The sequence below is a fragment of the Halomonas elongata DSM 2581 genome (genome assembly GCF_000196875.2).
GTDB classification, from domain to species: domain Bacteria; phylum Pseudomonadota; class Gammaproteobacteria; order Pseudomonadales; family Halomonadaceae; genus Halomonas; species Halomonas elongata.
Genome location: NC_014532.2, coordinates 837,051 through 862,667, shown reverse-complemented (window position 1 = coordinate 862,667; position 25,617 = coordinate 837,051). Strand labels below are relative to the sequence as shown.

At 63.9% G+C, this 25,617-nt stretch carries 23 protein-coding genes; 8 read left to right on the top strand and 15 right to left on the bottom strand.

Features of this window, described 5'->3' with window-relative positions; all coding sequences use genetic code 11:
- Window positions 1–51 precede the first annotated feature (51 nt).
- Genes prpC through HELO_RS03945 form a run of 3 tightly spaced genes read right to left on the bottom strand, consistent with a single transcriptional unit; the run spans window position 52 to window position 2,869 of the window.
- Complete coding sequence (gene prpC / locus HELO_RS03955; protein ID WP_013331497.1) at window positions 52–1,179, bottom strand: bifunctional 2-methylcitrate synthase/citrate synthase; 1,128 nt, start codon at window positions 1,177–1,179, stop codon at window positions 52–54.
- A gap of 56 nt (window positions 1,180–1,235) precedes the next feature.
- On the bottom strand, window positions 1,236–2,126 hold the full coding sequence (gene prpB, locus HELO_RS03950; protein WP_013331496.1) for a methylisocitrate lyase: 891 nt from the start codon (window positions 2,124–2,126) through the stop codon (window positions 1,236–1,238).
- Between the two features lie 11 nt (window positions 2,127–2,137).
- Window positions 2,138–2,869, bottom strand: a complete 732-nt coding sequence (locus HELO_RS03945; RefSeq protein WP_013331495.1) for a GntR family transcriptional regulator — start codon at window positions 2,867–2,869, stop codon at window positions 2,138–2,140.
- Window positions 2,870–3,098: 229 nt separating this feature from the next.
- On the opposite strand from HELO_RS03945, the gene pabB reads away from it, so the two are divergent.
- Together pabB and HELO_RS03935 are read left to right on the top strand one after the other, a co-directional pair.
- Window positions 3,099–4,451, top strand: coding sequence for an aminodeoxychorismate synthase component I (gene pabB, locus HELO_RS03940; RefSeq protein WP_013331494.1), 1,353 nt, complete (start codon window positions 3,099–3,101; stop codon window positions 4,449–4,451).
- Between the two features lie 119 nt (window positions 4,452–4,570).
- Window positions 4,571–5,191, top strand: a complete 621-nt coding sequence (locus HELO_RS03935; RefSeq protein WP_013331493.1) for a phosphoadenosine phosphosulfate reductase domain-containing protein — start codon at window positions 4,571–4,573, stop codon at window positions 5,189–5,191.
- 81 nt (window positions 5,192–5,272) lie between these two features.
- Here HELO_RS03935 and cysB read toward each other — a convergent pair whose 3' ends face one another.
- Window positions 5,273–6,244 (bottom strand): HTH-type transcriptional regulator CysB, encoded by a 972-nt coding sequence (gene cysB / locus HELO_RS03930; protein WP_013331492.1) that lies wholly within the window; start codon window positions 6,242–6,244, stop codon window positions 5,273–5,275.
- A 235-nt stretch (window positions 6,245–6,479) separates the two neighbouring features.
- On the opposite strand from cysB, the gene trxA reads away from it, so the two are divergent.
- Window positions 6,480–6,803, top strand: a complete 324-nt coding sequence (trxA, locus tag HELO_RS03925) for a thioredoxin (protein WP_013331491.1) — start codon at window positions 6,480–6,482, stop codon at window positions 6,801–6,803.
- 68 nt (window positions 6,804–6,871) lie between these two features.
- On the opposite strand, the gene HELO_RS03920 is transcribed toward trxA, so the two are convergent.
- Window positions 6,872–7,987 (bottom strand): AI-2E family transporter, encoded by a 1,116-nt coding sequence (locus tag HELO_RS03920; RefSeq protein WP_013331490.1) that lies wholly within the window; start codon window positions 7,985–7,987, stop codon window positions 6,872–6,874.
- 192 nt (window positions 7,988–8,179) lie between these two features.
- On the opposite strand from HELO_RS03920, the gene HELO_RS03915 reads away from it, so the two are divergent.
- The gene (locus HELO_RS03915; RefSeq protein ID WP_041601897.1) at window positions 8,180–8,980 is read left to right on the top strand and encodes an SIMPL domain-containing protein; all 801 of its coding nucleotides are present in this window, start codon (window positions 8,180–8,182) and stop codon (window positions 8,978–8,980) included.
- A 54-nt stretch (window positions 8,981–9,034) separates the two neighbouring features.
- On the opposite strand, the gene orn is transcribed toward HELO_RS03915, so the two are convergent.
- Window positions 9,035–9,628 carry an oligoribonuclease gene (gene orn / locus HELO_RS03910; protein WP_013331488.1) on the bottom strand — a complete coding sequence of 198 codons (594 nt, stop codon included), beginning with the start codon at window positions 9,626–9,628 and terminating at the stop codon, window positions 9,035–9,037.
- Between the two features lie 87 nt (window positions 9,629–9,715).
- Here orn and rsgA point away from each other — a divergent pair, with 87 nt between their 5' ends.
- From rsgA to asd, 3 genes are all read left to right on the top strand, one after another.
- On the top strand, window positions 9,716–10,777 hold the full coding sequence (rsgA, locus tag HELO_RS03905) for a small ribosomal subunit biogenesis GTPase RsgA (protein ID WP_013331487.1): 1,062 nt from the start codon (window positions 9,716–9,718) through the stop codon (window positions 10,775–10,777).
- A 14-nt stretch (window positions 10,778–10,791) separates the two neighbouring features.
- A complete protein-coding gene (locus tag HELO_RS03900) occupies window positions 10,792–11,622 on the top strand; it encodes a sulfurtransferase (protein ID WP_013331486.1) in 831 nt (276 codons plus the stop codon).
- A 107-nt stretch (window positions 11,623–11,729) separates the two neighbouring features.
- Complete coding sequence (gene asd / locus HELO_RS03895) at window positions 11,730–12,617, top strand: archaetidylserine decarboxylase (RefSeq protein WP_013331485.1); 888 nt, start codon at window positions 11,730–11,732, stop codon at window positions 12,615–12,617.
- Here the strand turns inward: asd and epmA are convergent, their stop codons facing one another.
- Window positions 12,618–13,592, bottom strand: a complete 975-nt coding sequence (gene epmA / locus HELO_RS03890; protein WP_013331484.1) for an EF-P lysine aminoacylase EpmA — start codon at window positions 13,590–13,592, stop codon at window positions 12,618–12,620.
- Between the two features lie 198 nt (window positions 13,593–13,790).
- A complete protein-coding gene (gene efp, locus HELO_RS03885; protein WP_041601895.1) occupies window positions 13,791–14,357 on the bottom strand; it encodes an elongation factor P in 567 nt (188 codons plus the stop codon).
- 108 nt (window positions 14,358–14,465) lie between these two features.
- Between efp and epmB the strand changes: the two genes are divergently transcribed.
- Window positions 14,466–15,482, top strand: coding sequence for an EF-P beta-lysylation protein EpmB (gene epmB / locus HELO_RS03880; protein WP_041601894.1), 1,017 nt, complete (start codon window positions 14,466–14,468; stop codon window positions 15,480–15,482).
- A 107-nt stretch (window positions 15,483–15,589) separates the two neighbouring features.
- Here the strand turns inward: epmB and leuA are convergent, their stop codons facing one another.
- From leuA to parE, 7 genes are all read right to left on the bottom strand, one after another.
- On the bottom strand, window positions 15,590–17,296 hold the full coding sequence (gene leuA / locus HELO_RS03875; protein WP_013331482.1) for a 2-isopropylmalate synthase: 1,707 nt from the start codon (window positions 17,294–17,296) through the stop codon (window positions 15,590–15,592).
- A gap of 307 nt (window positions 17,297–17,603) precedes the next feature.
- Window positions 17,604–17,960 carry a protealysin inhibitor emfourin gene (locus tag HELO_RS03870; RefSeq protein WP_013331481.1) on the bottom strand — a complete coding sequence of 119 codons (357 nt, stop codon included), beginning with the start codon at window positions 17,958–17,960 and terminating at the stop codon, window positions 17,604–17,606.
- Window positions 17,957–19,000, bottom strand: coding sequence for a M4 family metallopeptidase (locus tag HELO_RS03865; RefSeq protein WP_013331480.1), 1,044 nt, complete (start codon window positions 18,998–19,000; stop codon window positions 17,957–17,959). Before HELO_RS03865 ends, HELO_RS03870 begins: the two co-directional genes overlap by 4 nt.
- 80 nt (window positions 19,001–19,080) lie before the next feature.
- Complete coding sequence (locus tag HELO_RS03860) at window positions 19,081–19,941, bottom strand: ion transporter (protein ID WP_013331479.1); 861 nt, start codon at window positions 19,939–19,941, stop codon at window positions 19,081–19,083.
- Window positions 19,942–19,951: 10 nt separating this feature from the next.
- Window positions 19,952–21,163, bottom strand: a complete 1,212-nt coding sequence (serB, locus tag HELO_RS03855) for a phosphoserine phosphatase SerB (protein WP_013331478.1) — start codon at window positions 21,161–21,163, stop codon at window positions 19,952–19,954.
- Between the two features lie 93 nt (window positions 21,164–21,256).
- Window positions 21,257–23,515, bottom strand: a complete 2,259-nt coding sequence (gene parC, locus HELO_RS03850; RefSeq protein ID WP_013331477.1) for a DNA topoisomerase IV subunit A — start codon at window positions 23,513–23,515, stop codon at window positions 21,257–21,259.
- 167 nt (window positions 23,516–23,682) lie between these two features.
- Entirely contained in the window at window positions 23,683–25,563 is a 1,881-nt protein-coding gene (gene parE / locus HELO_RS03845) for a DNA topoisomerase IV subunit B (protein WP_013331476.1), read from the bottom strand.
- Window positions 25,564–25,617 lie beyond the last annotated feature (54 nt).

The following is a 25,617-nucleotide window of genomic DNA, read 5'->3' as shown; positions in this document are numbered from 1 at the left end:
CGTCGAGACGCACGGTGGCGATGACCGGGTAGTCGATGAAAGGCGGGACGATCAGTCGCGCTGTTCGATCGGCACCCACTCGCTCTTCTCGGGGCCGGTATAGTCGGCGCTCGGACGAATGATGCGGTTGTTCTCGCGTTGCTCGAAGACATGGGCGCACCAGCCGGTAACCCGCGAGCAGACGAAGATCGGCGTGAACAGCTTGGTCGGGATATCCATGAAGTGGTAAGCACTGGCATGGAAGAAGTCGGCATTGCAGAACAGCTTCTTCTCACGCCACATGACTTCTTCGACACGCTCGGAAACCGGATAGAGAACGGTGTCGCCCACGTCCTCGGCGAGCCGACTCGACCAGTGCTTGATGATGGCGTTACGCGGGTCGGACTCGCGATAGATGGCGTGCCCGAAGCCCATGACCTTCTCCTTGCGCTCCAGCATGCCGAGCAGTTCACGTTCGGCTTCGTCGGCCGACTGCCAGTTCTCGATCATCGCCATGGCCGCCTCGTTGGCGCCACCGTGGAGCGGGCCGCGCAACGAACCGATGGCCCCGGTCACGCAGGAGTGCATGTCGGAAAGCGTTGAGGCACAGACCCGAGCGGTGAAGGTCGAGGCGTTGAACTCATGCTCGGCATAGAGAATCAGCGAAACGTTCATGACCCGGGCATGCAGTTCAGAGGCCGGCTCGTCACGCAGCATGTGCAGGAAGTGGCCACCCACCGACACATCGTCGGTCTCGGTCTCGATACGCACCCCGTCATGGGAATAGCGATACCAGTAACAGATGATCGAGGGCAGCACGGCGAGCAGGCGATCGGCGATGTCCTGTTCCTGATCGAAGCTCTCCTCGGTTTCCAGGTTGCCAAGCATGGAAGCGCCGGTGCGCATCACGTCCATCGGGTGGGCGTCGGCCGGAATCTGCTCGAGCACGGTCTTGAGCGCCGCGGGCAACCCCCTCAACCCCTGGAGCTTGGCGACATAGGCATCGAGTTCAGCCTGGTTGGGCAACTTGCCCTTCAACAACAGATAGGCCACCTCCTCGAAACGCGCCTTGTCGGCCAGCTCCTTGATATCGAAGCCGCGATAGGTCAAGCCGGAACCGGACTTGCCAACGGTACATAGCGCCGTGGAACCGGCGCTCTGGCCACGCAGGCCGGCGCCACCAATCGGTTTGTCTGCCATGTCATGTCTCCTCGTGATGGGCTCGTTAGGTGAACGCCCTGCTGACTCATTGCCGTCTACGCATTGCCGTCCTGGCCGGCGAACAGGGCATCGAGCTTGCGTTCGAAATCGTGATAATTGAGGAAGTCGTAGAGTTCCTCCCGGGTCTGCATCTGGTCCACCACGTCGCGCTGGTGCCCGTTGTCGAGAATGCTCCGATAAACATTGAGCGCCGCGGCATTCATGGCACGGAAGGCGGAGAGCGGATACAGCACGATCCGACAGCCCACTTCGGCCAGTTCCTGCTGGGAGAACAGCGGCGTCGCGCCGAACTCGGTGATGTTGGCCAGGATCGGCGCATCGACGCGTTCACAGAAGGCGCGGTAATCCTCCAGGGTATGCACCGCTTCGGCGAAGATGGCATCGGCGCCCGCCTCGATGCAGGCATTGGCACGCTCGATGGCCGCATCCAGCCCTTCCTTCTGGAAGGCATCGGTGCGAGCAATCAGGTAGAACGCTGGATCGATCCGTGCATCCGCCGCCGCCTTGATGCGGTCGACCATCTCCTGCTGGGAGACGATGGCCTTGTTGGGACGGTGGCCACAGCGCTTCTGGGCCACCTGATCCTCGAGATGCACGGCGGCCACGCCGGCACGCTGCATCTCCTTGACGGTGCGCGAGATATTGAAGGCGCCTCCCCAGCCGGTATCGATATCCACCAGCAGCGGCAGGTCAGTGGCGCCGCAGATGCGATGGGCATCCTCGACCACATCGTTCATGGTCGTCATGCCGAGATCGGGCAGACCGAAGGAGGCGTTGGCCACACCGCCACCGGACAGGTAGATCGCCTGGTGGCCGACTCGCTCGGCCATCATTGCCGAGTAGGCGTTGATGGTTCCGACGACGGGCAGCGGCCGGTTGGCATCCAGGGCGGCGCGGAAGCGGGCGCCGGGCGTTGATTGCGTCATGGCGGTCTCCATTATGACTCGGGCGTTTCCAGTTCGGGCGCTTCCCCGGCCTGATTCAGGGCAGCGGCATAGCGGTCAACGACATTTTCCCGGGACGCGCTGACGTGACGGCGCATCAGCAACTCGGCGAGCTCGGCATCTCCGGCCTCGATGGCATCGACGATGCGATGATGTTCGACGAAGGCTCGCTGGGGCCGCGTGCCGCTGGCGCTGAACTGGGTGCGATACATGCGCACCAGATAGTAGAGGTCATCGCACAACAGCCCCATCAGCATGCGATTGTGGCTGCCCTGGACGATGCGATAATGAAAATCCAGGTCGCCCTCGCGCTGGTAGTAGGCCTCCCCGCGACGCAGGTCCGACTGCCGCTCGTGCACGGCCAGCACCTCGCGCAGCCCGGCGATCTCCTCGGCATTCATGTGCTCGGCAGCCAGGCGCGCCGCCATGCTTTCGAGGGCCTCGCGAACGTCGAAGAGCTCCAGCAACTCCTTGATCGACAGCTTCACCACCCGGGCGCCGACGTGCGGCACCCGCTCGATCAGGCGATGGGCCTCCAGGCGCCGCATGGCCTCCCTCAGGGGACCGCGGGAAATGCCGTAGGCCTGCGACAGGCCGGGTTCGGTGATCTTGCTGCCCGGCGCCAGCTCGCCCCTCACGATGGCATCCTGCAGCTGCTGAAAGACCCGTTCCGCCAGGGTGCGAACCTCGGGAGTGTTGGCCGTTCCGGATAGGGCGTTGTTCATGATGATTGTCGACAATAAAGTGAATGGAAGCACTGTAGCCAGCCCCCATTATCGGGTCAATACGCGCTCGAAGGGAACACCCTCCCCCTTTGGTTGTAGACAACACTCCCCTTCTCCTGATGGATGTCGACAATGGAAGGGTTGCGTTGATCGGAGACTCCGGCGCGGCAGGGACAAACGGCATCGAGGCGCCTAGAATATGGCGCCTTGATGAGGCAAGGCGCGTCCCATGACATCACCACTCGAGATCACTCCACTGCCGTACCGGAGCTCTCCCCTGGAGACCTTTGCAGCCCTGCGCCATCGGCCGGGAGCCGTGCTGCTCGACAGTGGCCGCCCCGAGGCCCCGGGAGGACGCTACGACATTCTCTCGAGCGACCCGCTGGAAACCTTCGAGACACAGCACCGGGACTCGGCCGATGAGCGGATGGCGCCCTTCGCGGCACAGAAGGCCCTGCTGGAACGCCTTCCCCACGAAGTCCCCGACAGCGACCTGCCCTTCCTGGGCGGGCTGATCGGCTACTGGAACTACGACCTGGGGCATCGGCTCGAGCCGATTCGCGGTAGCGCCGCGACGGTGGCCGACCTGCCGGACAGCCGTGTCGGCCTCTATGACTGGGCCATCATCCAGGATCATCACCGCCGCGAGGCCTGGCTGGTGGCCAGCGCCCCTCGACGCGACCAGGTACTGGCATGGCTGGATGCTTCCTCGCCCACGACTGCCCCCTTCCGCTTGACCGGCCCTTTCCAGCCCGAGCAAAGCCGCGAGGACTATCTGGCGCGTTTCGAGGCCGTACAGCGTTACATTCGCGCAGGCGACTGCTACCAGATCAATCTCGCCCAGCGTTTCAGCGCTCCCTACAGCGGCGACCTCTGGCACGCCTACCTCCGCCTGCGGCGTGCCACGCCCACTCCCTTCGCCGGCTTCATCGCCTGGGACGATCAAGGTATCCTGTCGCTCTCGCCGGAACGCTTCCTGCATTGCGCCGACGGCCATGTGGAAACCCGGCCGATCAAGGGCACCCGTCCGCGCGGTCGCACGGAGACGGAAGACCGGGCCCTCGCCGAAGCGCTCACCGGCAGCGTCAAGGATCGGGCCGAAAACGTGATGATCGTCGACCTGCTGCGCAACGACCTGGGGCGGGTCTGCCACCCCGGCAGCGTCCGCGTGCCGCAGCTCTGTGCACTGGAGAGCTATGCCAACGTTCACCATCTGGTCAGTGTGGTCACCGGTGAGCTGGACGTGGAACGCTCGCCACTCGAGCTCCTGGCCGCCGCTTTCCCCGGCGGTTCCATTACCGGCGCACCCAAGGTGCGCGCCATGCAGATCATCGACGAACTGGAGCCCTCGGCCCGCAGCACCTACTGCGGCAGCCTGGGCTATGTCGACGTGCGTGGACGCATGGACACCTCGATCGCCATTCGTACCGCCGTGGCCGATAGGGGAACATTGCACCTCTGGGGAGGCGGCGGCCTGGTGGCCGACTCGCGAGGCGAGGAGGAATACACCGAGACCCTGGACAAGATCCGGCACTTGATGGAAGCCCTGACGACATCGGATGAACAACACGCCAAGGAATAAGAAAACGGCGCCCTTAATCTCTTAAGGAATAAACATCCAATGAATCGGTATTGGGGAAGCCCGTCACGGCTCTGCTAGTGTGGCATCCAGATTGAACATCACCATCCGGGAGCTTCCCTATGGAGCCGCAACTCGACGTCATCAACCGTGATCTTGGCAACGACCCCGAGGCCCTGATTCGCTGGGCCCTCGATCAGGGCAGCCGGCCCATCTGCACCACCAACTTCCGCCCCTTCGAGGCCGTCATACTGCACATGGTGGCGCGCCAGCGGCCGGATACCCCCATCGTGTGGATGGATCATGGCTACAACACCGAGGCCACCTATCGCTTCGCCGACACGCTCGTCAAGCGCCTCGGCCTCAACCTGATCACCTATCTGCCGAAGCGCTCACGGGCTCATCGCGAAGCCGTCGAGGGCCTCACACCGGGTATCGATGACCCGCGTCATGCGGCCTTCACCGAGGAGGTCAAGCTCGAGCCCTTCAATCGTGCGCTGCGCGAAATGGCGCCGGATGTCTGGTTCACCGCACTGCGCGCCGAGGACACGCCGGAACGTGCCCGCATGGAACCGGTGACGCGCAACGCCGATGGCCTGCTCAAGATCGCCCCGTTGCTGCACTGGACGGCACGCGACATGTACCAGTATCTGCAGGCCCACGACCTGCCCAACGAGTTCGACTACTTCGACCCCACCAAGGTCGAGGAAAAGCGCGAGTGCGGGCTGCACCTGCAGCACTGAGCTTCGGCTTGCCGGCCCTCACCAATGCACAAGCCCGTCCAGATGGACGGGCTTGTGCATTTTGCCGGGGACGCCGGACGATTAGCGTACCGGCAACTCGATATCCCGAAACAGGGCCTCCTCGTGGCGCGGCCCGGCCTCCAGGGCAGCTTCCACCAGATCCCGCTCCAGATGCCCGGCAAAGCCCTTGAGAAAATCGTACATGTAGCCGCGCATGAAGGTGCCGCGCCGAATGCCGATCTTGGTGGTCGAACTGGCGAACAGATGACTGGCATCCAGCGCCACCAGGTCGTCATCCTCCTCCGGATCGACGGCCATGTGGGCGACGATGCCCACTCCCATGCCCAGGCGCACATAGGTCTTGATCACATCCGAGTCGGCGGCGGTCAACACCACATTGGGCGAGAGCCCCTTGGAGCGGAAGGCGTCGTCGAGCTGCGAACGTCCGGTAAAGCCGAAGACATAGGTCACCAGCGGCTGCTCGGCCAGGGCTTCCAGGGTCAGGGGTTCGACATCCGCCAGGGGGTGGCCTCGCGGCACCAGCACGCAGCGATTCCAGCGATAACAGGGCAGCAGTACCAGATCGTTGAACAGGTCCAGCGACTCGGTGCAGATCGCGAAATCGGCCTGGCCGTCACTGACCATCTGGGCAATCTGGCGAGGCGTGCCCTGCTGCATGTGCAGTGCCACATCCGGGTAACGGTTGGTGAACTCGCGAATCACCGGCGGCAGGGCGTAACGCGCCTGGGTATGAGTCGTCGCAATGGCCATGCTGCCGCGCCGTTCATCACTATGCTCCTGGGAGACATGCTTGATGTTGTCGGTCAGTCGCAGCACCTGGCCGGCCAGTTCGATGATCGACTCGCCGGCAGGCGTGACGCGGGTCAGATGCTTGCCGCTGCGTGCAAATATCTCGACACCCAGTTCATCCTCCAGCAGACGAATCTGTTTGGAAATGCCGGGCTGCGAGGTATAAAGACTCTGAGCGGTTGCCGAGACATTGAGATTATGACGCGAGACTTCCCAGATATATCTCAATTGCTGGAGCTTCATGGCCCTCCTCCCTTGCGTGCCGCGACATCATCAAAAGTCCATTGCGACATAAAAAATTCGTTCGTGATTACTTTATAGCATATCATGAACATCGTCACCCGAACGACGCGGCATGCGTCCAAGGTCGCACGCGGATTTGCCAGCATCCCGGTCGACCGCTACCATCGACCGACCAGCATGCTTGCATGCCTGATCTTCCGCGCGATGCCGCGCAACGTAGTAACTGGAGAATCCCATGGCCAATAACGTCGATGTCACCAACGCCAACTTCGAGCAGGAAGTCCTCAATGCCGAGATCCCGGTCCTGCTGAAGTTCTGGGCTCCCTGGTGCGGCCCCTGCAAGGTCATGGCACCGGTGGTCGACGAGGTCGCCGAGGAACGCGAAGGCAACCTCAAGATCGTAAGCATCAATGTGGACGACGCGCCGGAGATCGCCGCCGAGCAGGGCGTGCGTGGTGTGCCCACCGTGATGCTGTTCAAGTCCGGCGCCAAGGTCGCCTCCCTGGTCGGTGCCCAGTCCAAGTCACAGTTGACTCAGTTCATCGATCAGAACGCCTGATCGATACCGAGTCGACTTGGTGACGCGCCCCGGGCCTGTGCCCGGGGCGCTTTCGTTGAGACTGCCACTCAGGTTTTCTCTTCTTCCCGCTTGTCGTCATCATCACGCTCGGAGGGCGGTCGATCGGCCTTTTCTATGGGCCCTGTGCCCGGCCCCAGCAAGTGCGCGATCCACCTCGTCTGCGGATGGCTGTCCAGCGCGATCTTGAGCGTCATCGTCAGCACCACCGACAACAGCATGCCCACCACACCGAAAACCCAGCCCCAGACCACCAGCGACAGGAAGGCCACGAAGGTCGACAAGCCCAGCGCCCGCCCCATCACCCTGGGTTCGATGAGATTACCGAGCACGAAGTTGACGCCCAGATAGGCGCCGCTGAGGATCAACGCCTTGAACAGCCCTCCATCGGGCGACACCAGCAGCAGCAAGACCGGTGGCACCGCGGCGATCGCCGAACCGATGTTGGGAATGTAATTGAGCGCGAACGCCAGCACCGCCCAGAGCAGCGGAAATTCCACGCCCACCAGCTGGCAGGCCACCCAGATCAAGGCTCCGGTGGCCAAGCTCACCAGGGTCTTGACCGCCAGATAACGCTTCAGGGTCATGCTGAATTCCTGAAAGCGACGCAGGCTCGGTGCCGGATTGGCGAGGGCCCGCGATAACTTGTCGCGAAAGTTAAGCGTCTCGAAAAGCAGGAACATGACCAGCAAGGCCACCACCACGCTCTGCATCATCAGGTTGCCCACCTGACCGAGCAGCGCCGGGATCCAGTCGCCAAACTTGTCGGCATCGAACAGATCGGAAAGCCAGCCGGTGTCGATGGCCAGCCCCAGATTGGCCAGGCCTTCCAGGATACCGAGATAATACTGGTAGAGTTTCTCCTCGATACCCGGCAACGCCTCGACGAAGGTACCGAAGCTGTTGACCAGCAGAATCCCCAAAAGCGAGATGAAACCACCGATCACTATCAGGGTCAGCCAGACCGCCAGGCGCTGGCCCAGCCCCAGGCGGTGCAGCCATTGCACGGGCGCGGTGCAGACCACCGCTATGAACAGCGACAACAACAAGGGCACCAGCAGGCCCGCCCCGACCCGCATGCCCGCGATGATGATCACGAGTGCAGCCAGCGCCAGCGTCAGGTTGAGGGGTATGCTTCGCTCGAAATCGTCGTCGGGTCGCGACATGCCCGCCATACTCCACCAATGATAGGAGTGCTCATGATGCCGCCTGCCATTCCGGGGCACAACGTACCCGGCCCATGAACGGCGCCGGATCGTGCAGCAAATGCGCAACTCCGGGATATCGATGAGGTCTCGGGAACCCTGGACCTCCCGATGACTCCAAGCACCGTCTTCAACCGCGAAAAGGAAAGCGCCATGACTCTCGTTCGTCGCCGCCCGCTGCTGCCGGGCGCCCTGTTGTCCGCTCTGCTGCTCGCCACCCCCATGCTGGCCGCCGCACAGCAGCAGGACTCGCCGCGCAACCGGCTGGACGTCCAGGCCCAGGCCGAGCTTCAGGTCGTGCCTGACGAGGCCACCCTGAATGCACGACTGTGGGAACGCACACCCGCCGTCGCCCAACGCGAGGATACCCGGACCGATTCCGAGGCACTCGCCAAGGCACGTCAACGCCTCGAGGAGCGCGCCGCCACCTTGATCCAGACTCTGGAAGACGCCGGTCTGGAGCGTGACGCCATCAGCGCGGGGTCACTGCGTGTGCAGCCCGAATCCCTGCAAGGCAAGAGCGATGGCGAGTCGGAACCGACTCCGCTGGTACGGACCCGCCTGGAACGCCCCTTCCAGATCGAGATCAGCGATCTCGACGATCTGCCGATGATGCTCGATGCGCTCACCGAAGCCGGCGTCAACGCCCTGGACGGCGTCACCTACGACCTCTCCGACCGCGAACAGGCCGCCGACGAAGTGCTGACCAAGGCACTGGAAAAGGCACGTCACAAGGCCGAGCTGATGGCTCGGACCCTGGACATGACCCTGGGGCCGGTCATCAACGTGAGCGAAAATCACGCCCCGGTGTTCCAACCGCGCATGATGGCCATGAGTGCCGATGCCGCCCCTGAAAGCGCCGGCTCCAACGCGGAATACCGCCCCGGCACCATCACGCTCGACGCCATGGTCAATGTCAGCTGGGCCATCGAACCCGCCCAGTCCGAGCAATAAGCAATCAAGGATGCTGGGCAAGCCCTTCAGGGGCTTGCCCATCCCGCCTGAGCGTCACTCTTCCTCGTCGCTGTCTTCGTCATCCAGGCGCAGGAAGGTACGGCGATAATGCGCCAGTTCGGCGATGGATTCCTTGATGTCGTCCATCGCCAGATGCACGTTGCGCTTGCTGAAGCCGACGAGCGCCCCCGGATTCCAGCGCTTGGCCAGCTCCTTGAGCGTGGAGACATCGAGATTGCGATAGTGGAAGAAGGCCAGCAGCTCGGGCATCTCCCGCTCCAGGAAGCGTCGATCCTGATGCACGCTGTTGCCGCACATGGGCGACGTTCCGGGGGCCACGTGCTCGTGGAGAAATGCCAGGGTGCGCCGCTCGGCCTCGGCGGTATCGATGGCGCTGGCACGCACCCGCTCGGTCAGCCCCGAGCCGCCATGGGTCTTCTGGTTCCAGTCATCCATGGCCTCGAGCAACGCATCGGGCTGATGGACAGCAAGCACCGGCCCCTCGGCCACCACGTTCAGGTCGGCATCGGTGATCAGGGTAGCCACCTCGATGATGCGCTCACGTTCGGGATCGAGCCCCGTCATTTCCAGATCGATCCATACCAGGCGCTGGGCGCGGGGATCTTGCGTTTCGTTCGTTGCAGCCATGGGGGGCTCCTCGCTGGACGGCCGGCTGGCGACAGCCGGGCCCGTTGGTGAGTACAATGCCGCTATTGTACCGACCTTCGGGCCACCATGAGCAAACGCAAGTTGAGCCGCCAGCAGCGCTGGCGCATCGAGAAGATTCAGGCCGAACGCGCCAGACGCGCCGAACAACGCGACGGTCGCGATACCGAGCGACTGGCCGCCGGCGAATACGGCCCCGAACAGCCCGGCCGAGTGATCGCCCATTTCGGCCGTAGCCTGGAGGTTGCCCCGCAGGACGGCGGTGACACGGTACGCTGTCATCTGCGTGCCAACCTCGAAGGGCTGGTCACCGGCGACTGGGTGGTCTGGCGAGCCGGCCAGGATGGCAGCGGCGTGGTCGTCGCCCGTCAGCCGCGCGACAATGTGCTGGAACGCCCCGATGCACGCGGCCGCCTCAAGCCCGTGGCGGCCGGCATCGATCAGATTCTGATCGTCTTCGCCGTGGAACCCGAGCCCCATCCCAACCTCATCGACCGCTACCTGGTCGCCGCCGAGGCCACCGGCATTGCGCCGGTACTGGTGCTCAACAAGGTCGACCTGCTGCCCGACGAGGGCGGAGAGCTGCGCACCCTGCTGGAGCGCTATGCCGCTCTTGGTTACCCGGTGGTGACCACCACCACGGCCACCAGCAGCGGACTCGATGCCCTGCACCGTCAATTGAAGGGTCGCACCTCGGTGTTCGTCGGCCAGAGCGGCGTGGGCAAGTCCTCGCTCATCGACCGCCTGCTGCCCGATGAAGACCTGCGCATCGGTGCCCTCTCGGCGGACAGCCGCAAGGGCACCCATACTACTACCACGGCGCGGCTCTACCGGCTCCCGTCCTCCACTGCCGACAATGCGCCGGATGCCCCCCCGGGCGAGGAAGACAGCGGCGGCGAGCTGATCGATTCCCCGGGAATCCGCGAATTCGGGCTGACACACCTGAATGCCGACCAGGTCGCCGACGGTTTCATCGAATTTCGCGACTACCTGGGGCATTGCCGCTTCCGCGATTGTCGCCACCGCGCCGAACCAGGCTGTGCCCTGCTCGGCGCCGTCGAACGTGGCGAGATTCATGCCGACCGGTTTGCCAGCTATCGGCATATCGTCGATAGTCTCGAAGAAAACTGAGCCAGGAGAACGCCATGAGCTCCGAAGACAACCTCTTGCCGTTGATCGTCGAACCCGAACGCCTCGCCGAGCACCTCGACGCGCCGGAGCTGCTGATCGTCGACGTGCCCCTGAAGGCCGAAAGCCATCAACAAGGGCATGTACCCGGCGCCGTTTACCTGGATCATCGCCGTCTGCTGCGCGGTGAAGGCGACGTCCCCAACGAGTTGCCCTCGGAGGAAGCACTGTCGCGCCTGTTCTCGGACCTCGGCCTGACCCGGGATACCCACGTGGTCGCCTACGATGACGAAGGCGGCGGCTGGGCGGGCCGCCTGCTGTGGACCCTGGAGCTGCTCGGCCACACCCGCTATTCCTACCTCAATGGCGGCATTCATGCCTGGCGGGCCGCCGGCCAGCCGGTATCGACCGAGTCACGCACACCGACTCCGAGCGACTATGAGGCCGAGATCCTACAGCCCGAGGCTGCCATCGACCGTCACGAGATCGCCGAACGACTGGGCGAGCCGGGCTTTGCGGTCTGGGACGCGCGCAGCCGAGAGGAATATCTGGGCACCAAGGGTGACAACAAGCGCCTCGGCCATATCCCCGGCGCGGTCAATCTCGACTGGACCGACGCCATGGACAAGGAGCGCCAGCTACGCATTCGCGACTACGCGGAATTGATCACCGAGCTGGAAGCCCTTGGCCTGACCCCCGACATGGAAATCGCCACCCACTGCCAGAGCCACCACCGCAGCGGCTTCACCTGGCTGGTCGGCAAGGCGTTGGGGTTCAATATGCGCGGCTACGCCGGCTCCTGGAAGGAGTGGGGCAATCGCGACGATACGCCGATAGAAAAGCCGTAAGCCAAGAAGCTGCCACCGGCCTGGCCGGGGCAGCGGGTTTTCTTGTCGCTCAAAGCCCATAGCTTACGGCTCGGATCCACCGATATTCTTAGAGGGATGCCCCCTTCGTGACACCCGCCAAGCTCTTTGCCCTGATCCAGTACCCCCTGCCCCACCATGCCCTGTCGCGCCTGGTGGGCCGCCTCGCCGACTGCCGGGTACCCTGGATCAAGGATCTCGCCATCCGCGCCTTCATCCGTCGCTTTGGCGTCGACATGAACGAGGCTCGTCAGCCGGATCCGAGCGCCTATGCCAGCTTCAACGACTTCTTCACCCGCCCCTTGAAGGAAGGCACCCGCCCGCTCAGCGAGGGGCTGGTCTCGCCCGCCGATGGCACCCTGTCCCGATTCGGCGCTATCGAATCGGGGCGACTGATCCAGGCCAAGGGGCATGAATTCACCGTCAGCGAATTGCTCGGCGGCGACGACGATGCCGCATCCCGTTTCCACGGCGGCAGCTTCGCCACCGTCTATCTTTCCCCTCGCGACTATCACCGCGTACACATGCCGCTGACCGGTACATTGCGCGAGATGACCTATGTGCCTGGCCGACTGTTCTCGGTGAACGCCGCCACCACGCGGCACGTCCCCCAGCTGTTCGCCCGCAACGAACGCCTGGTCTGCCATTTCGACACCGAACACGGCCCCATGGCCCTGGTGCTGGTCGGCGCCATGATCGTCGCCGGCATCGAGACCGTCTGGGCCGGCCAGATCACCCCCCTGCCCCGAAGCGGCGTTCAGCGCATCCGCTTCGACACCCCGGTGCATCTGGAGAAAGGCGAGGAAATGGGTCGCTTCAAGCTCGGCTCCACCGTGGTGATGGCCTTCGCCGAACCGGTCGATTTCGTTCCCGGGGAACTGGAACGCAAGGTGCAGATGGGAGAACGTCTGGGCGACCTTTCCAGGCCCGCCCAGGCGTTGTCGTCTGAAAAATCGGAGAGCGAAGGTCAGGTCTAGCTAAGCCTTTGGTGTGGCAAACGCCATCACCTCGGCCACACTCGTCTTGCCCAGCGCCAGCTGGATCAATCGATCGAGGCCGAGCGCCACACCACTGCCTTCGGGCATGCCCGAGGCCAACGCCGCCACCAGCCGCGCGTCGCTGTCCACCTCGGGCAGCCCCGCGCTCCGGCGCGCGGCCTGGTCGGCCTCGAAGCGTGCCCGCTGCTCCTCGGCATCGGTGAGTTCGTCATAGCCATTGGCCAGTTCGAGCCCCCGACAATAGACTTCGAAGCGCGAGGCCACCCACTGGCCATCCTCCGGGTCGCGGTGCCGACGCGCCAGCGCTGCCTGGTCGGCCGGGTAATCGATCACCACATCGAGCCCCTCATGACCCAGGTCGGGTTCGATGACCAGGCTCATCAGCAGGTCGAGACACTCATCCCGAGCGGCCTCATCCATCGACAAACCGCCCTGAGCCTCCGCCAGGCGACGCAGCCCGCCCAGGGATTCGGTGAAGGGATCGAGCCCGAGCCGATGCCGAAACAACTCGCGATAGCGGCGGAGACGCACGGGACCGGGATCATCGGGCAACACTCGCCGGATCAGGCGTGTCGTTTCCTCGATCAGCTCATCCAGGCCGAATCCGGGGCGATACCACTCCAGCATGGTGAACTCGAGATTGTGTCGTGCCCCCACTTCGCCATCGCGAAAACTCCTCGCCAACTGGAAGATAGGGCCACTGCCCGCCGCCAGGAGTCGCTTCATGTGGAACTCCGGCGAGGTCTGCAACCACAGGCGTTCACGCCCTTCCGGCGTGGTCGCCACACAGGACAACGACGCCAAGTGCACGTCCGTGCTGCCACCATGGCCAAGCACCGGCGTTTCCACCTCCAGCACGCCATGCTCGGCAAAGAAGGCACGCACCTCGCCGATCAACCGAGCCCGCTCACGCAGGGTCGCGATCTCCGCCGAGGGCCGCCAGTCAGTTGCCATCAAACTTCCCCCAGATACGATAAAGGCCACACCCGCAAGAATGTGGCCTCGTGGACAAGATTTTCCTGGCTAGCGCCCTCTCCGAGCGAAGCTCAGACAAGGCGAACCCCGGGTAAGGTGGCGGAGTTTAGCAGCGCTAAATGAGCAAGCCGTCCCGGGATTCAACGTCGTATGAGCGAGCGCAGGAAGGGCCCTTCATCACGCGCGGGAAACGTATTCGCCGGTACGGGTATCCACCTTCAACACCTCGCCCTCGTTGATGAACAGGGGCACGCGCACCACGGCGCCGGAGGAAAGCGTGGCCGGCTTGGAGCCCCCCTGGGCCGTGTCACCCTTGAGGCCGGGATCGGTCTCGGTCACCTCGAGCTCGATGAAGTTCGGCGGCGTGACGTTGATGACATTGTCGTTCCACAGCGTGACGGTGTAGACCACCTGCTCCTTGAGCCACTTCTCGGTGTCGCCCAGGGCCTTCTTCTCCACCGGGTACTGCTCGAAGGAGCCGTCATTGAGCATGAAGTACCACATCTCCCCGTCGGTATACAGGTATTCCATGTCCAGCTCGAGAACATCGGCACCTTCCAGGGATTCGCCGGACTTGAAAGTGCGCTCCCAGACACGACCGGTCATCAGGTTGCGCAGCTTGACCCGATTGAAGGCCTGGCCCTTGCCCGGCTTGACGTAGTCGTTCTCGAGGATGGCGCAGGGATCGCCATCCAGCATGACCTTCAGACCGCCCTTGAATTCGTTGGTAGAATAGTTCGCCATGATGTTTTACCCATATTCGAGCGCGCCGCCGACCGAGGTCGAGGGCGCGCGCAAGCAAGAAACATGTTTCGAGGGCCAGACCCTCGCACGTATCGACTGGTGTCGCGCATGATAACCCGAAGCCCCCTTTCTTTGCAGTGCTCCACCACGGCGGGCTCATGGCAGACCCAGCTCAGTGGTGCCATTCGCGACCCTCGCGAGCTGTGCCGTCGCCTGGGGCTGGAGAAGCGCTGGTGGCCCGGCGCCGAAACCGGCCACGCGCTGTTCGAAGTGCGCGTACCGGAGGCCTACCTGGCACGTATCCGCCCGGGCGACCCACACGACCCCCTGCTGCGACAGGTACTGCCCCTGGACGAGGAAAGCCACTCGACACCGGGCTTCGTCACCGACCCGCTGGAAGAGCGCGAACATACGCCCAGGCGCGGCCTGATCCACAAGTACGCCGGACGCGTGCTGTTGATCGCCAGTCCCGCCTGTGCGATCAACTGTCGCTACTGCTTTCGCCGGCATTTCCCTTACGACGAGAATGCCCCATCCCGCGCCCAGTGGGCCGACACCCTGGACTACCTGCGCGGCGACGCTTCGATCCGCGAAGCCATTCTCTCCGGCGGCGACCCGTTGGCGGCCAACGATCGCCAGCTCGGCTGGCTGGTGGAACAACTCGAGGCAATCCCCCACCTCAAGCGACTGCGCATCCACACCCGCCTGCCGGTGGTGATCCCCGACCGCATCGACGGCGCCCTGCTCGACTGGCTGGGCCGCACACGACTGCAGAAGGTTGTGGTTCTGCACATCAACCATCCCAACGAGATCGACGAAGCGGTGATCGACGCCTGCCGTCGACTGCGCGACGCCGGCGTGACCCTGCTCAACCAAAGCGTGCTGCTGGCCGGCATCAACGACGACGTCGACACCCTGACGGCCCTCTCCGAACGGCTGTTCGAGGCCGATGTGCTGCCCTACTACCTGCACGTGCTGGATCCGGTCGACGGCGCCGCCCATTTCGAGATCGACGACGACACGGCGAGAACGCTGGTCGACGCGATGCGTCGCGAACTGCCCGGCTTTCTGATGCCGACGCTGGTACGGGAAATCCCCGGAGAAGCCAGCAAGACGCCGATCTAAGCTATAAGCTGTAAGCCGTAAGCGATAAGAAAACCCCCAGGCGATACCTTGGGGGTTTTGACTTACAGCTTAAAGCTTACCGCTGGCCTGAGCCCGGCGCAGCCGGGTCAGGCCAGGGTTTCGGCGGTGACGTTGGGCGCTGGCGCTTCGGTGGAGAGTTGCCGGTTGATGGCGCTCAGCACGCCCTTGATCGAGGCGCTGGTGATGCTTTCATCGGTGCCGACCCCGAATACGGCCTCGCCGTTGATGCGTACCTCGACATAGGCGATCGCCTCGGCGTCGGCCCCCTGCCCCCGGGAATGTTCGTGGTAATCGATGATTTCCACGTCATGCCCTTCGGCGGCCAGCGACTTGATGAAGGCGGCCAGCGGGCCGTTGCCCTGCCCCTGGATGGTCCGCCGGGCTCCATCTTCCTCGATGGTCGCCTCGAGATTCACCACCGGGCTGTCGGGCTCCGAGGACATGCGATGGCTGGCCAGGGCGAAGGGCCGGTCCTTCTCCAGGTACTCGTCGCGGAAGGCCTGATAGATCATCTCGGACGTGATCTCGCGGCCCAGCCGGTCGGCGACTTCCTGGACCACCTGGCTGAATTCGATGGACAGCCGACGCGGCAGCTCGATGCCGTGCTCCTGTTCCAGCAGATAGGACACACCGCCCTTGCCGGACTGGCTGTTGACGCGAATCACCGCCTCATAGCTGCGCCCGACGTCCAGCGGATCGATGGGCAGATAGGGCACCGCCCAGACGCCATCGGGGTCCTCGCGACGTGCCGCCATGCCCTTCTTGATGGCGTCCTGGTGGGAGCCGGAGAAGGCGGTGAACACCAGGTCGCCGACATAGGGATGACGCGGATGCACCGGCAGCTGGTTGCAGTATTCCACCTCACGCATGATCGGCGTGATGTTGGAGAAATCGAGCCCCGGGTGAACGCCCTGGGTATAGAGGTTCATGGCCAGGGTGACGAGGTCGACATTGCCGGTGCGCTCGCCGTTACCGAACAGGCAGCCCTCGACACGGTCGGCACCGGCCATCACGGCAAGCTCGGCCGCGGCGACGCCGGTCCCCCGGTCGTTGTGCGGGTGAACACTGACGATCAGGCAATCGCGCTGAGCGACGTGGCGGCAGAACCATTCGATCTGGTCGGCATAGTTGTTGGGGGTCGCGCACTCCACGGTGGCCGGCAGGTTGACGATCATCGGCGCCTCGACGGTGGGGCCGAACGTCTCGCTGACCTTGTCGACGATCTGCACCGCGAAATCCATCTCGGTGGTGGAGAACAGTTCCGGAGAGTACTGGAAGGTCCAGTTGGTCTCCGGTGCCGCCGCCATGTGCTCGCGGATGCGTGTCGTGGCGTCCACGGCGATCTGGATGCACTCGGCCTTGTCGACGTTGAATACCACGCGGCGGAACACCGGGTCGGTGGCATTGTAGACGTGGACGATGGCGTTCTTGGCGCCCTTCAGAGCCTCGAAGGTGCGATCGATGAGATGCGGGCGCGCCTGGGTCAGCACCTGGATGGTGACGTCGTCCGGAACTTTGTCGTCCTCGATCAACGAACGCACGAAGTCGAAGTCGGTCTGCGACGCCGAGGGAAAGCCCACCTCGATCTGCTTGAAGCCGATCTTCACCAGCAGGTCGAAGAAGCGCTGCTTGCGCTCCTGATCCATCGGATCGATGAGCGCCTGATTGCCGTCGCGCAGATCGACGGCGCACCACTGGGGTGGCGTCTCGATGCGCCGGTTGGGCCACTGCCGGTCCGGCAGATCGACGGCCACGAAGGGGCGGTACTTGGTGGAGGGGTTATCGAGCATCATGACGGCGTTCTCCCTGGGGCAGTGGCTGGTGACAAACGACGACGCCCCGCCTGCCGGAAGGCAGACGGGGCGTCGGGAAATTCGGTTCGCGCTTCGCGCCGACGACCAATGATGGCGTCACGAAAAACGGCGATGTCGGCATTGGTGATGACAGTGGACATGGAACAACCTCGTTATCGACTTACGAATGGGCGACGCAAGCGCCGTCGCCCGGCGCGCTCAGCGGCGGGCTAGTAGTCGTAGGTCGAGAACGAGGTTGTACGATGTCGTGTTCATGCCTCTAGAGAATCAGGACTCGAGGCCCGTGTCAAGCAGGGTCGCCGTCATCCGACGAAAACGCATCCTCGACGGCAAGACGCCACCAGCGCAGCAAGGTCTCGGGTACGGAGTCCTCGGCGACACTCAGGGTCCAGATCGGCATCTCGTCGCCCTCTTCCACGCCCAGATGCAAGATGCGCCGATCGGTCCCCGGTGCCTGGCACTCGCCGTATCTCACCGCCTCATCCAGCAGGGCCTGAAGTTCGGCGCGCTGCGCCTCGCTGCAACGGTCGCAGCGAATCCGACGCGGCCTGGCCAGGCCCGGCATATGCGCCACGCCACCTTCACGACTCAGCCGCAGCACACTGGTGGCCGTCAGGCGTGGAGCGGCGTCCTTGGCGTTCACGACAGTACCCCCACCTCGCGCCAGGCCTCACGCACCGCCTGTACAACGTGGCCATCGGCGCCGAAACGCCGCTCGGCATTGTCCAGGGTCAGTTCGGCAAAGGCGACGAAGTCGCTATCCCGGGCCAGGCGCTCGTCGACGAGAGTGTCGTACCAGACAGGCCCTGCTGCTTCCCAGGCATTCCCGCCCAGCGCCATGGCAGCGAGGTGGAAGGCCCGATTGGGAATACCCGAGTTGATGTGCACACCGCCGTTGTCGTCACGGGTGTCGACGAAATCCCGCATGTGGCCTGGCTGCGGATCACGCCCCAGGAGCGGATCGTCATAGGCGGTGCCCGGCGCAGCCATGGAACGCAGCGCACGCCCCTCGACCCGTTCGGTGAACAGATCGGCGCCGATCAGCCAGTCGGCGCTCTCGACGTCCTGGCCCCGCCGATACTGCTTGACCAAGCTACCGAAGACGTCCGCCAGGGACTCATTGAGGGCCCCGGCCTGATCCGCGTAGACCAGCGCGGCCTCGTGCTGGATCACGCCATGGGTCAGCTCATGGGCGATGATATCCAGCGAGATGGTGAAACGCTTGAAGAGCTCCCCATCCCCATCACCGAACACCATCTGCCGGCCGTCCCAGAAGGCGTTCTCGTATTCCTGGCCATAATGCACGGTGGCCAGCAGCGCCATGCCGCGGTCGTCCAGAGAATGACGCTGGAACACGTCCCAGTAGAGCCGATAAGTCGCGCCCAGGCCTTCGTAGGCCTCGTCGACGGCGGGGTCGCCACTGGCCGGTTGGCCCTCGCTGCGCACCCGCTCGCCCGGCAGCTCGCGGGCATGACCGGCGGAGTGGACATGACGCACGGGCTCACCGCGTCGCGAACTGCCTTCCGGCAGTTCGGCAGTGCCGGCCCTGGCACGCAACCCCTGGTCATCATGAAGCGTGCGGTAGGCGCGATCGCGCCGTCGGGCATCGCTCGAACCGGCGATGCGCTCGAGCAGGTAAGGCGGTAAGAAGGGGCGAATCGGCAGCTGCTGGTCAGTCTTCATGCACGTCCTCCTTGGCAGTCCATCCGGGCATGATCAGTGACCCTTGGAGGGTCACCCGGCTGGATCCGTTCCCTGAATCGTCAGGATTCGTCCGTCAGCCTTCTGGATGACGAGGCCTCATTCTGCTGGATCAGCAAGCTCTCCAGTCTCGTCACCTGTTCGCGCAATTCGCGCACATCGCCCCGCAGGCCCTGTATCTCGGCGGCCTCTCCCTCGCCACTTTCCAGCTCGATCGCCATACTTTCCTTCTGCATCACATCCAGCACGATGCCGATCATCATGTTCAGGAAAATGAAGGCGGTGAGGAAGATGAACGTCAGGTAATACAGCCAGCTCCAGGAGAAGTCTTCCTGGGTGGCATACATGATATCGGTCCAGTCCTCGAAGGTCGCGATGCGAAACAATGTCAGCATGGCAACGGCGATATTGCCCCAGAGATAATCGTCGACATCGGCAAACAGGAAACTGCCTATCGCGGCGTAGATATAGAAGATGATGAACATCAACAACGCCACATAGCCCATGCGTGGTATCGACTTGACCAGCGCGGCCATCAGCATGCGCAGCTCGGGAATCATCGAGACCAGCCGCAATACGCGGAAGATCCTCAGCAATCGCGCCAGCAGGACCATGTCCGACTCACCCACCGGAATCAGGCTCGCCGTGACGATCAGAAAATCAAAGACATTCCAGCCCTGCTTGAAGAAGTCACGCAGGCGTTTCTCCGCCGCCATGCGAATCAGGATCTCCACTAGGAAGAACACCGTGACCGCCATGTCCAGCGCCAGCAGCCAATAGTGAAAGCGGCTGGTTTCCTCGTAGGTTTTGGCGCCGATCAGCAGGGCCGAGACGATGATGATGGCAATGACCACCGTCTCGAAGATCTTGTTGGCGCGGATACGTTCGAAGCGGTCGCGCCAGGTCAATAACTGCGTATTCACGCCGCTCCTCTCACCCTTTTTCCTCCAGGTCCACCTGCCGATATCCGATCAGGTAGAGCACGGCATCGAGGCCGAGCGTGGAGATGCTCTGACTGGCCTGCTGCCGCACCAGCGGCTTGGCCCGAAAGGCGATGCCCAGACCGGCGGCAGCCAGCATCCTGAGGTCATTGGCGCCATCGCCCACGGCGATGGTCTGCTCCATGGCGAGCCCTTCCCGCTCGGCGATTTCACGCAACAGTTGTGCCTTGCGCTCGGCGTCGACGATCGGCTCGCGGACCTCGCCGGTCACCTTGCCGTTCTCGATCACCAGCTCGTTGGCATGTATCTCGTCGAAACCGAGGCGTTGCTGCAGGTATTCGGCGAAGTAGGTGAAACCGCCGGACAGGATGGCCGTGCGATAGCCGAGTCGCTTGAGATGACGCATCAGGCGCTCCACACCATCCATCAGGGGCAACTGCTCGGCGATCTCGGCGAGCACCGATTCATCGAGGCCCTTGAGCTTGGCCATGCGCTCGCGAAAGCTCTGCTGGAAATCCAGCTCGCCGCGCATGGCTCGCTCGGTGACCTCTGCCACCTCCTCGAAGACACCATGGCGACGCGCCAGCTCGTCGATCACCTCAGTCTGGATCAGGGTCGAATCCATGTCGAAGCACACCAGACGGCGATGACGGCGCCAGATCGAATCCTCCTGCAGGGCAATATCGATACCGTGCGCCGCACCCAGCGCCAGGGCCTTCTCGCGCAGCGTCTCGATATCCACCTCGTCGCCACGCAGCCAGCACTCGACACAGGCACCATGCTCCGGCACCTCGCCATCCAGTGGCTCGCGCCCGGAAAGCCGGTGGATCAGTTCCACGGTCAGCCCCTGCTCGGCGGTCAAGGCGCCGACCTCGGCCAGGATCCCGGCGGGCAGGTGCGGTGCCAGCAGTGTCATGATCAGGCGCGGCTGGCCGGCCTGCAGGGTCCAGCGGTGATAGTCCTCGGCGCTGACCTGGATTGCCTGGACAGCCAGCCCGAGCTCGTCACCCGCCGCCGACAGCGCGCCTTCGAGATCGGCCTCGCGCTCCAGCCCCACCAGTGCCTCCAGGGAAACGATCCCGAAAGTCACGCTCTGGTTGATATCCAGCAGTCGGGCACCGCTGGTCGCCAGGGCGCGCCCCAGGCCCGCCAGTTGACCGGGGCGGGCACTGCCGGTCGCGCGAATCAAAACTCGTCGTGTCATGACAACCTCAAAATATGAGCTGTAAGCCGTAAGCTATAAGCTCTAAGTCACCCAATCATCGGCCGGTTTTTCTTACAGCTTCCGGCTCGCAGCTTACAGCTCCCCGTCAGGGGCGAGCCGGTCGACTTTCTGCAGTCCCCTCGGCAGCTTGCTGCCACGACGACCACGGTCGCCTCGATAGTAGTCCAGATCGCCGGCCTTGAGCGTCAGCTTGCGCTTGCCGGCCTGCACCACCAGGGCCTGTCCGGGGCCCAGCAACGTCAGGTCACGCAGGAATTCCTCGCGACGGGCAGCGCGGGCGCCGGGAATGTCGATCATCTTGTTGCCCTTGCCCTTGGCCATCTCGGGCAACTGGTCGAGCGGGAAGACCAGCAGGCGGCCTTCGTTGGACACCGCCGCCACGCTGATCCCCTCCCCTTCGGGCACCATCAACGGCGCCAGCACGTTGCAGCCCTTGGGCACCGAGAGTACGCCCTTGCCCGACTTGCTCTTGCCGGTCAGCGCTTCGAGCGGCGCGATGAAACCATAGCCACCGTCCGACGCCAGCAGGTAACGCGTGGTGGGTGGCCCCAGCATCACGCCGGCCATGTGGGCGCCGGCCGCCACATTGACCCGGCCGGTGACCGGCTCCCCCTGGCTGCGCGCACTGGGCAGGTTATGGGCGGTCAGGGTATAGGCACGCCCGGTGTCGTCGAGCAGCACCAGCGGTTGGTTGGTCTTGCCCCTGGCGGCCAGCGCGAAGCGGTCGCCGGCCTTGTAGGAGAGCCCGGCGGGATCGATGTCGTGCCCCTTGGCGCTACGGATCCAGCCCTTTTCGGAGAGCACGACGGTGACGGGATCGGCGCCGACGAGCTCGACCTCGGACAGGGCGCGGGCTTCCTCGCGCTCGACTATCGGCGCACGACGCGGATCGCCGTATTCCTCGCCGGCGGCACGCAGTTCGCGCTCGATCAGATCGGTCAGCGCCGCCTCGTTGCCGAGCAACTCCTTCAGGCGCTTGCGTTCTTCCTCCAGTTCGTCCTGCTCGCCGCGGATCTTCATCTCTTCGAGCTTGGCCAGGTGGCGCAGGCGCAACTCGAGGATCGCCTCGGCCTGACGTTCGCTGAGCCCGAAGGCCTCCATCAGCGCGGGCTTGGGTTCATCCTCCTCGCGGATGATGCGAATCACCTCGTCGATATTGAGGTAGGCGGCCAGCAACCCCTCGAGGATGTGCAGTCGGTCTTCCACCTTGCCGAGCCGATGCTCGAGACGCCGCCGCACCGTGCTGCGCCGGAAATCCAGCCATTCGCTGAGCAGTCCGGCCAGCGACAGCACACGGGGCCGGCCGTCCAGGCCGATCACGTTCATGTTGACGCGGATATTCTTCTCGAGATCGGTGGTGGCGAACAGGTGCGCCATCAGCGACTCGACATCCACGCGGTTGGAGCGCGGTTCGATCACCAGGCGCGTCGGCTCCTCGTGGGTGGACTCGTCACGCAGGTCGGCGACCATCGGCAGCTTCTTGGCCTGCATCTGGGCGGCGATCTGCTCCAGCACCTTGGCGCCACTCACCTGGTACGGCAAGGCGGTGATCACCACATTGCCCTCTTCGCGCACGAAGCGGGCCCGCACCTTCACCGAGCCCCGGCCATTCTCGTAGATCTTGCGCAGGTCGGATGCCGGCGTGATGATCTCGGCCGCGGAGGGGAAATCCGGCCCGGGCAGATGGGCCATCAGCTCGGCGGTGGTCGCCTCGGGCTGACGCAGCAGATGACAGGTGGCTTCGACGACCTCGCCCACGTTGTGCGGCGGGATGTCGGTGGCCATACCCACGGCGATACCGGTACCGCCGTTGAGCAGCACATGGGGCAGGCGCGCGGGCAGCACCACCGGTTCGTTCATGGTGCCGTCGAAGTTGGGGGCCCAGTCGACGGTGCCCTGGCCGAGTTCGCTGAGCAGTACCTCGGCGAACTTCGACAACCGCGCCTCGGTATAGCGCATGGCGGCGAAGGACTTGGGGTCATCGGGGCTGCCCCAGTTGCCCTGACCGTCCACCAGCGGGTAGCGATAGCTGAAGGACTGCGCCATCAGCACCATGGCCTCGTAGCAGGCGCTGTCGCCATGCGGATGGAACTTGCCCAGCACGTCACCGACGGTACGCGCCGACTTCTTGTACTTGGCATTGGCGCTGAGCGCCAGCTCGCGCATGGCATAGACGATGCGCCGCTGCACCGGCTTCATGCCATCGCCGATATGCGGCAAGGCACGGTCGAGGATGACGTACATCGAATAATCGAGATACGCCTTCTCGGTATACTCGCGAAGGGACAAGCGCTCGACGTCGCCCTCCGCCACCTGGATATCCATACTCATAGCACGGTGGCCTTGTTCACACTTGTGGAATCATCAGGGGACTGCGCCCTCTTCACCCTCTGTGATGAGCTGTAAGCCGTAAGATTTAAGCTGTAAGTCACCCCATGACTGCCGCGGTTTTTCCTACAGCTTACGGCTTAAAGCTTATAGCTCCCGGCGAAGCCGGGTCAGACTTCGATCTCCGCGAGGTTGCCGTAGTCTTCCAGCCAGCTCTTGCGGTCGGAGGCACGCTTCTTGGCCAGCAGCATGTCCATCATCTCCAGGGTGCCGTCGCCGACTTCGCGGGTCAGTTGCACCAGCCGCCGGGTCTCGGCCGCCATGGTGGTTTCACGCAGTTGCAGCGGGCTCATCTCGCCGAGGCCCTTGAAGCGCTGGACGTTGGGCGTGCCGCGCTTGCCCTCGAGGCGACGCAGGATGGCGGCCTTCTCGCTCTCGTCCAGGGCGTAGAAGACTTCCTTGCCGAGGTCGATGCGATACAGCGGCGGCATCGCCACGAAGACGTGACCGGCATCGACCAGCGCCGGGAAATGACGCACGAAGAGCGCGCACAGCAGGGTCGCGATGTGCAGGCCGTCGGAGTCGGCATCGGCGAGGATGCAGATCTTGTGATAGCGCAGTTTGGAGAGGTCATCGCTGCCCGGCTCCATGCCGATGGCCACGGCGATGTCGTGGACTTCCTGGGAGCCGTAGATGTCGTGGGCCTCGACTTCCCAGGTATTGAGGATCTTGCCGCGCAGCGGCAGGATCGCCTGGGTCTCGCGCTGGCGCGCCTGCTTGGCGCTGCCTCCGGCGCTGTCACCCTCGACCAGGAAGAGTTCGCTGCTCGCGGGGTCCTGGCCACTGCAATCGGCCAACTTGCCGGGCAACGCCGGACCGGAGGTGACCTTCTTGCGCGCCACCTTCTTGGCGCTCTTCTGGCGTCGCTGGGCGGCGCTGATCACCAACTCGGCGAGCGCCTCGCCCTGATCGACGTGATGGTTGAGCCACAGCGAGAAGGCATCCTTGACCACCCCGGACACGAAGCCGGCCACGGTGCGCGACGACAGGCGTTCCTTGGTCTGGCCGGCGAACTGCGGTTCCAGCATCTTCACCGACAACACATAGGAAACCCTTTCCCAGAGGTCTTCGGCGGTCAGCTTCACCCCGCGCGGCAGCAGGCTGCGGTATTCGCAGAATTCACGCAGCGCCTCCAGCATGCCGGATCGCAGACCGTTCACGTGCGTTCCGCCCAGTGGCGTGGGGATCAGGTTGACGTAGCTCTCGAGCAACGGCTCGCCGCCTTCGGGAAGCCACTGGATGGCCCAGTCCACCGCCTGTTCTTCATCGGCGAAGTGACCCACGAAGGGCGAGGCCGGCAGTACCTCGTAACCATCGGTGGCCTGGGCGAGATAGTCGCGCAGGCCATCCTCGAACTGCCATACACTCTCGGTGCCATCGGCCTCGACGAGCGTCACCTGGAGCCCCGGGCAGAGCACTGCCTTGGCCCGCAGCAAATGCTTGAGCCGGGTCAGCGACAGCTTCGGCGAGTCGAAATAGCTCGCTTCGGGCCAGAAGCGTACCAGCGTGCCCGTGGCACGCTTGGCGGCAGAACCGATCACCGTCAGGTCGGAGGCTCGCTCGCCATGCTCGAAGGCCATGTGATGGCGACTGCCATCCTTGAGCACTTCCACCTCGAGGCGACGGGACAGGGCATTGACCACCGAGACACCGACGCCGTGCAACCCCCCGGAAAAGCGGTAACTGGACGCCGAGAACTTTCCGCCGGCGTGCAGCTTGGTCATGATCAGTTCGATCCCGGAGACACCGTGCTCGGGATGAATGTCGATGGGCATGCCGCGACCATCGTCGCTGACCTCGACGCCGCCGTCCTCGAACAGGCGTACGGCGATCGCCTTGGCATGGCCGCCCAGCGCCTCGTCGACACTGTTGTCGATGACTTCCTGGATCAGATGGTTGGGCCGGGAAGTGTCGGTGTACATGCCGGGGCGCTTGCGCACGGGCTCGAGCCCGGCAAGCACCTCGATCGAACTGGCGCTGTACTGTGTCATGCGTCACCCAGACTGGTTACGGTCATTCGATTGTCTCCTGGACGCGGGCTCGTC

Bases quoted from the DNA above. Each gene is read 5' to 3' on its own strand.
- prpC (WP_013331497.1), bottom strand. From the start codon at position 1,179: ATGGCAGACAAACCGATTGGTGGCGCCGGCCTGCGTGGCCAGAGCGCC.
- prpB (WP_013331496.1), bottom strand. From the start codon at position 2,126: ATGACGCAATCAACGCCCGGCGCCCGCTTCCGCGCCGCCCTGGATGCC.
- HELO_RS03945 (WP_013331495.1), bottom strand. From the start codon at position 2,869: ATGAACAACGCCCTATCCGGAACGGCCAACACTCCCGAGGTTCGCACC.
- pabB (WP_013331494.1), top strand. From the start codon at position 3,099: ATGACATCACCACTCGAGATCACTCCACTGCCGTACCGGAGCTCTCCC.
- HELO_RS03935 (WP_013331493.1), top strand. From the start codon at position 4,571: ATGGAGCCGCAACTCGACGTCATCAACCGTGATCTTGGCAACGACCCC.
- cysB (WP_013331492.1), bottom strand. From the start codon at position 6,244: ATGAAGCTCCAGCAATTGAGATATATCTGGGAAGTCTCGCGTCATAAT.
- trxA (WP_013331491.1), top strand. From the start codon at position 6,480: ATGGCCAATAACGTCGATGTCACCAACGCCAACTTCGAGCAGGAAGTC.
- HELO_RS03920 (WP_013331490.1), bottom strand. From the start codon at position 7,987: ATGTCGCGACCCGACGACGATTTCGAGCGAAGCATACCCCTCAACCTG.
- HELO_RS03915 (WP_041601897.1), top strand. From the start codon at position 8,180: ATGACTCTCGTTCGTCGCCGCCCGCTGCTGCCGGGCGCCCTGTTGTCC.
- orn (WP_013331488.1), bottom strand. From the start codon at position 9,628: ATGGCTGCAACGAACGAAACGCAAGATCCCCGCGCCCAGCGCCTGGTA.
- rsgA (WP_013331487.1), top strand. From the start codon at position 9,716: ATGAGCAAACGCAAGTTGAGCCGCCAGCAGCGCTGGCGCATCGAGAAG.
- HELO_RS03900 (WP_013331486.1), top strand. From the start codon at position 10,792: ATGAGCTCCGAAGACAACCTCTTGCCGTTGATCGTCGAACCCGAACGC.
- epmA (WP_013331484.1), bottom strand. From the start codon at position 13,592: ATGGCAACTGACTGGCGGCCCTCGGCGGAGATCGCGACCCTGCGTGAG.
- efp (WP_041601895.1), bottom strand. From the start codon at position 14,357: ATGGCGAACTATTCTACCAACGAATTCAAGGGCGGTCTGAAGGTCATG.
- epmB (WP_041601894.1), top strand. From the start codon at position 14,466: ATGATAACCCGAAGCCCCCTTTCTTTGCAGTGCTCCACCACGGCGGGC.
- leuA (WP_013331482.1), bottom strand. From the start codon at position 17,296: ATGATGCTCGATAACCCCTCCACCAAGTACCGCCCCTTCGTGGCCGTC.
- HELO_RS03865 (WP_013331480.1), bottom strand. From the start codon at position 19,000: ATGAAGACTGACCAGCAGCTGCCGATTCGCCCCTTCTTACCGCCTTAC.
- serB (WP_013331478.1), bottom strand. From the start codon at position 21,163: ATGACACGACGAGTTTTGATTCGCGCGACCGGCAGTGCCCGCCCCGGT.
- parC (WP_013331477.1), bottom strand. From the start codon at position 23,515: ATGAGTATGGATATCCAGGTGGCGGAGGGCGACGTCGAGCGCTTGTCC.
- parE (WP_013331476.1), bottom strand. From the start codon at position 25,563: ATGACACAGTACAGCGCCAGTTCGATCGAGGTGCTTGCCGGGCTCGAG.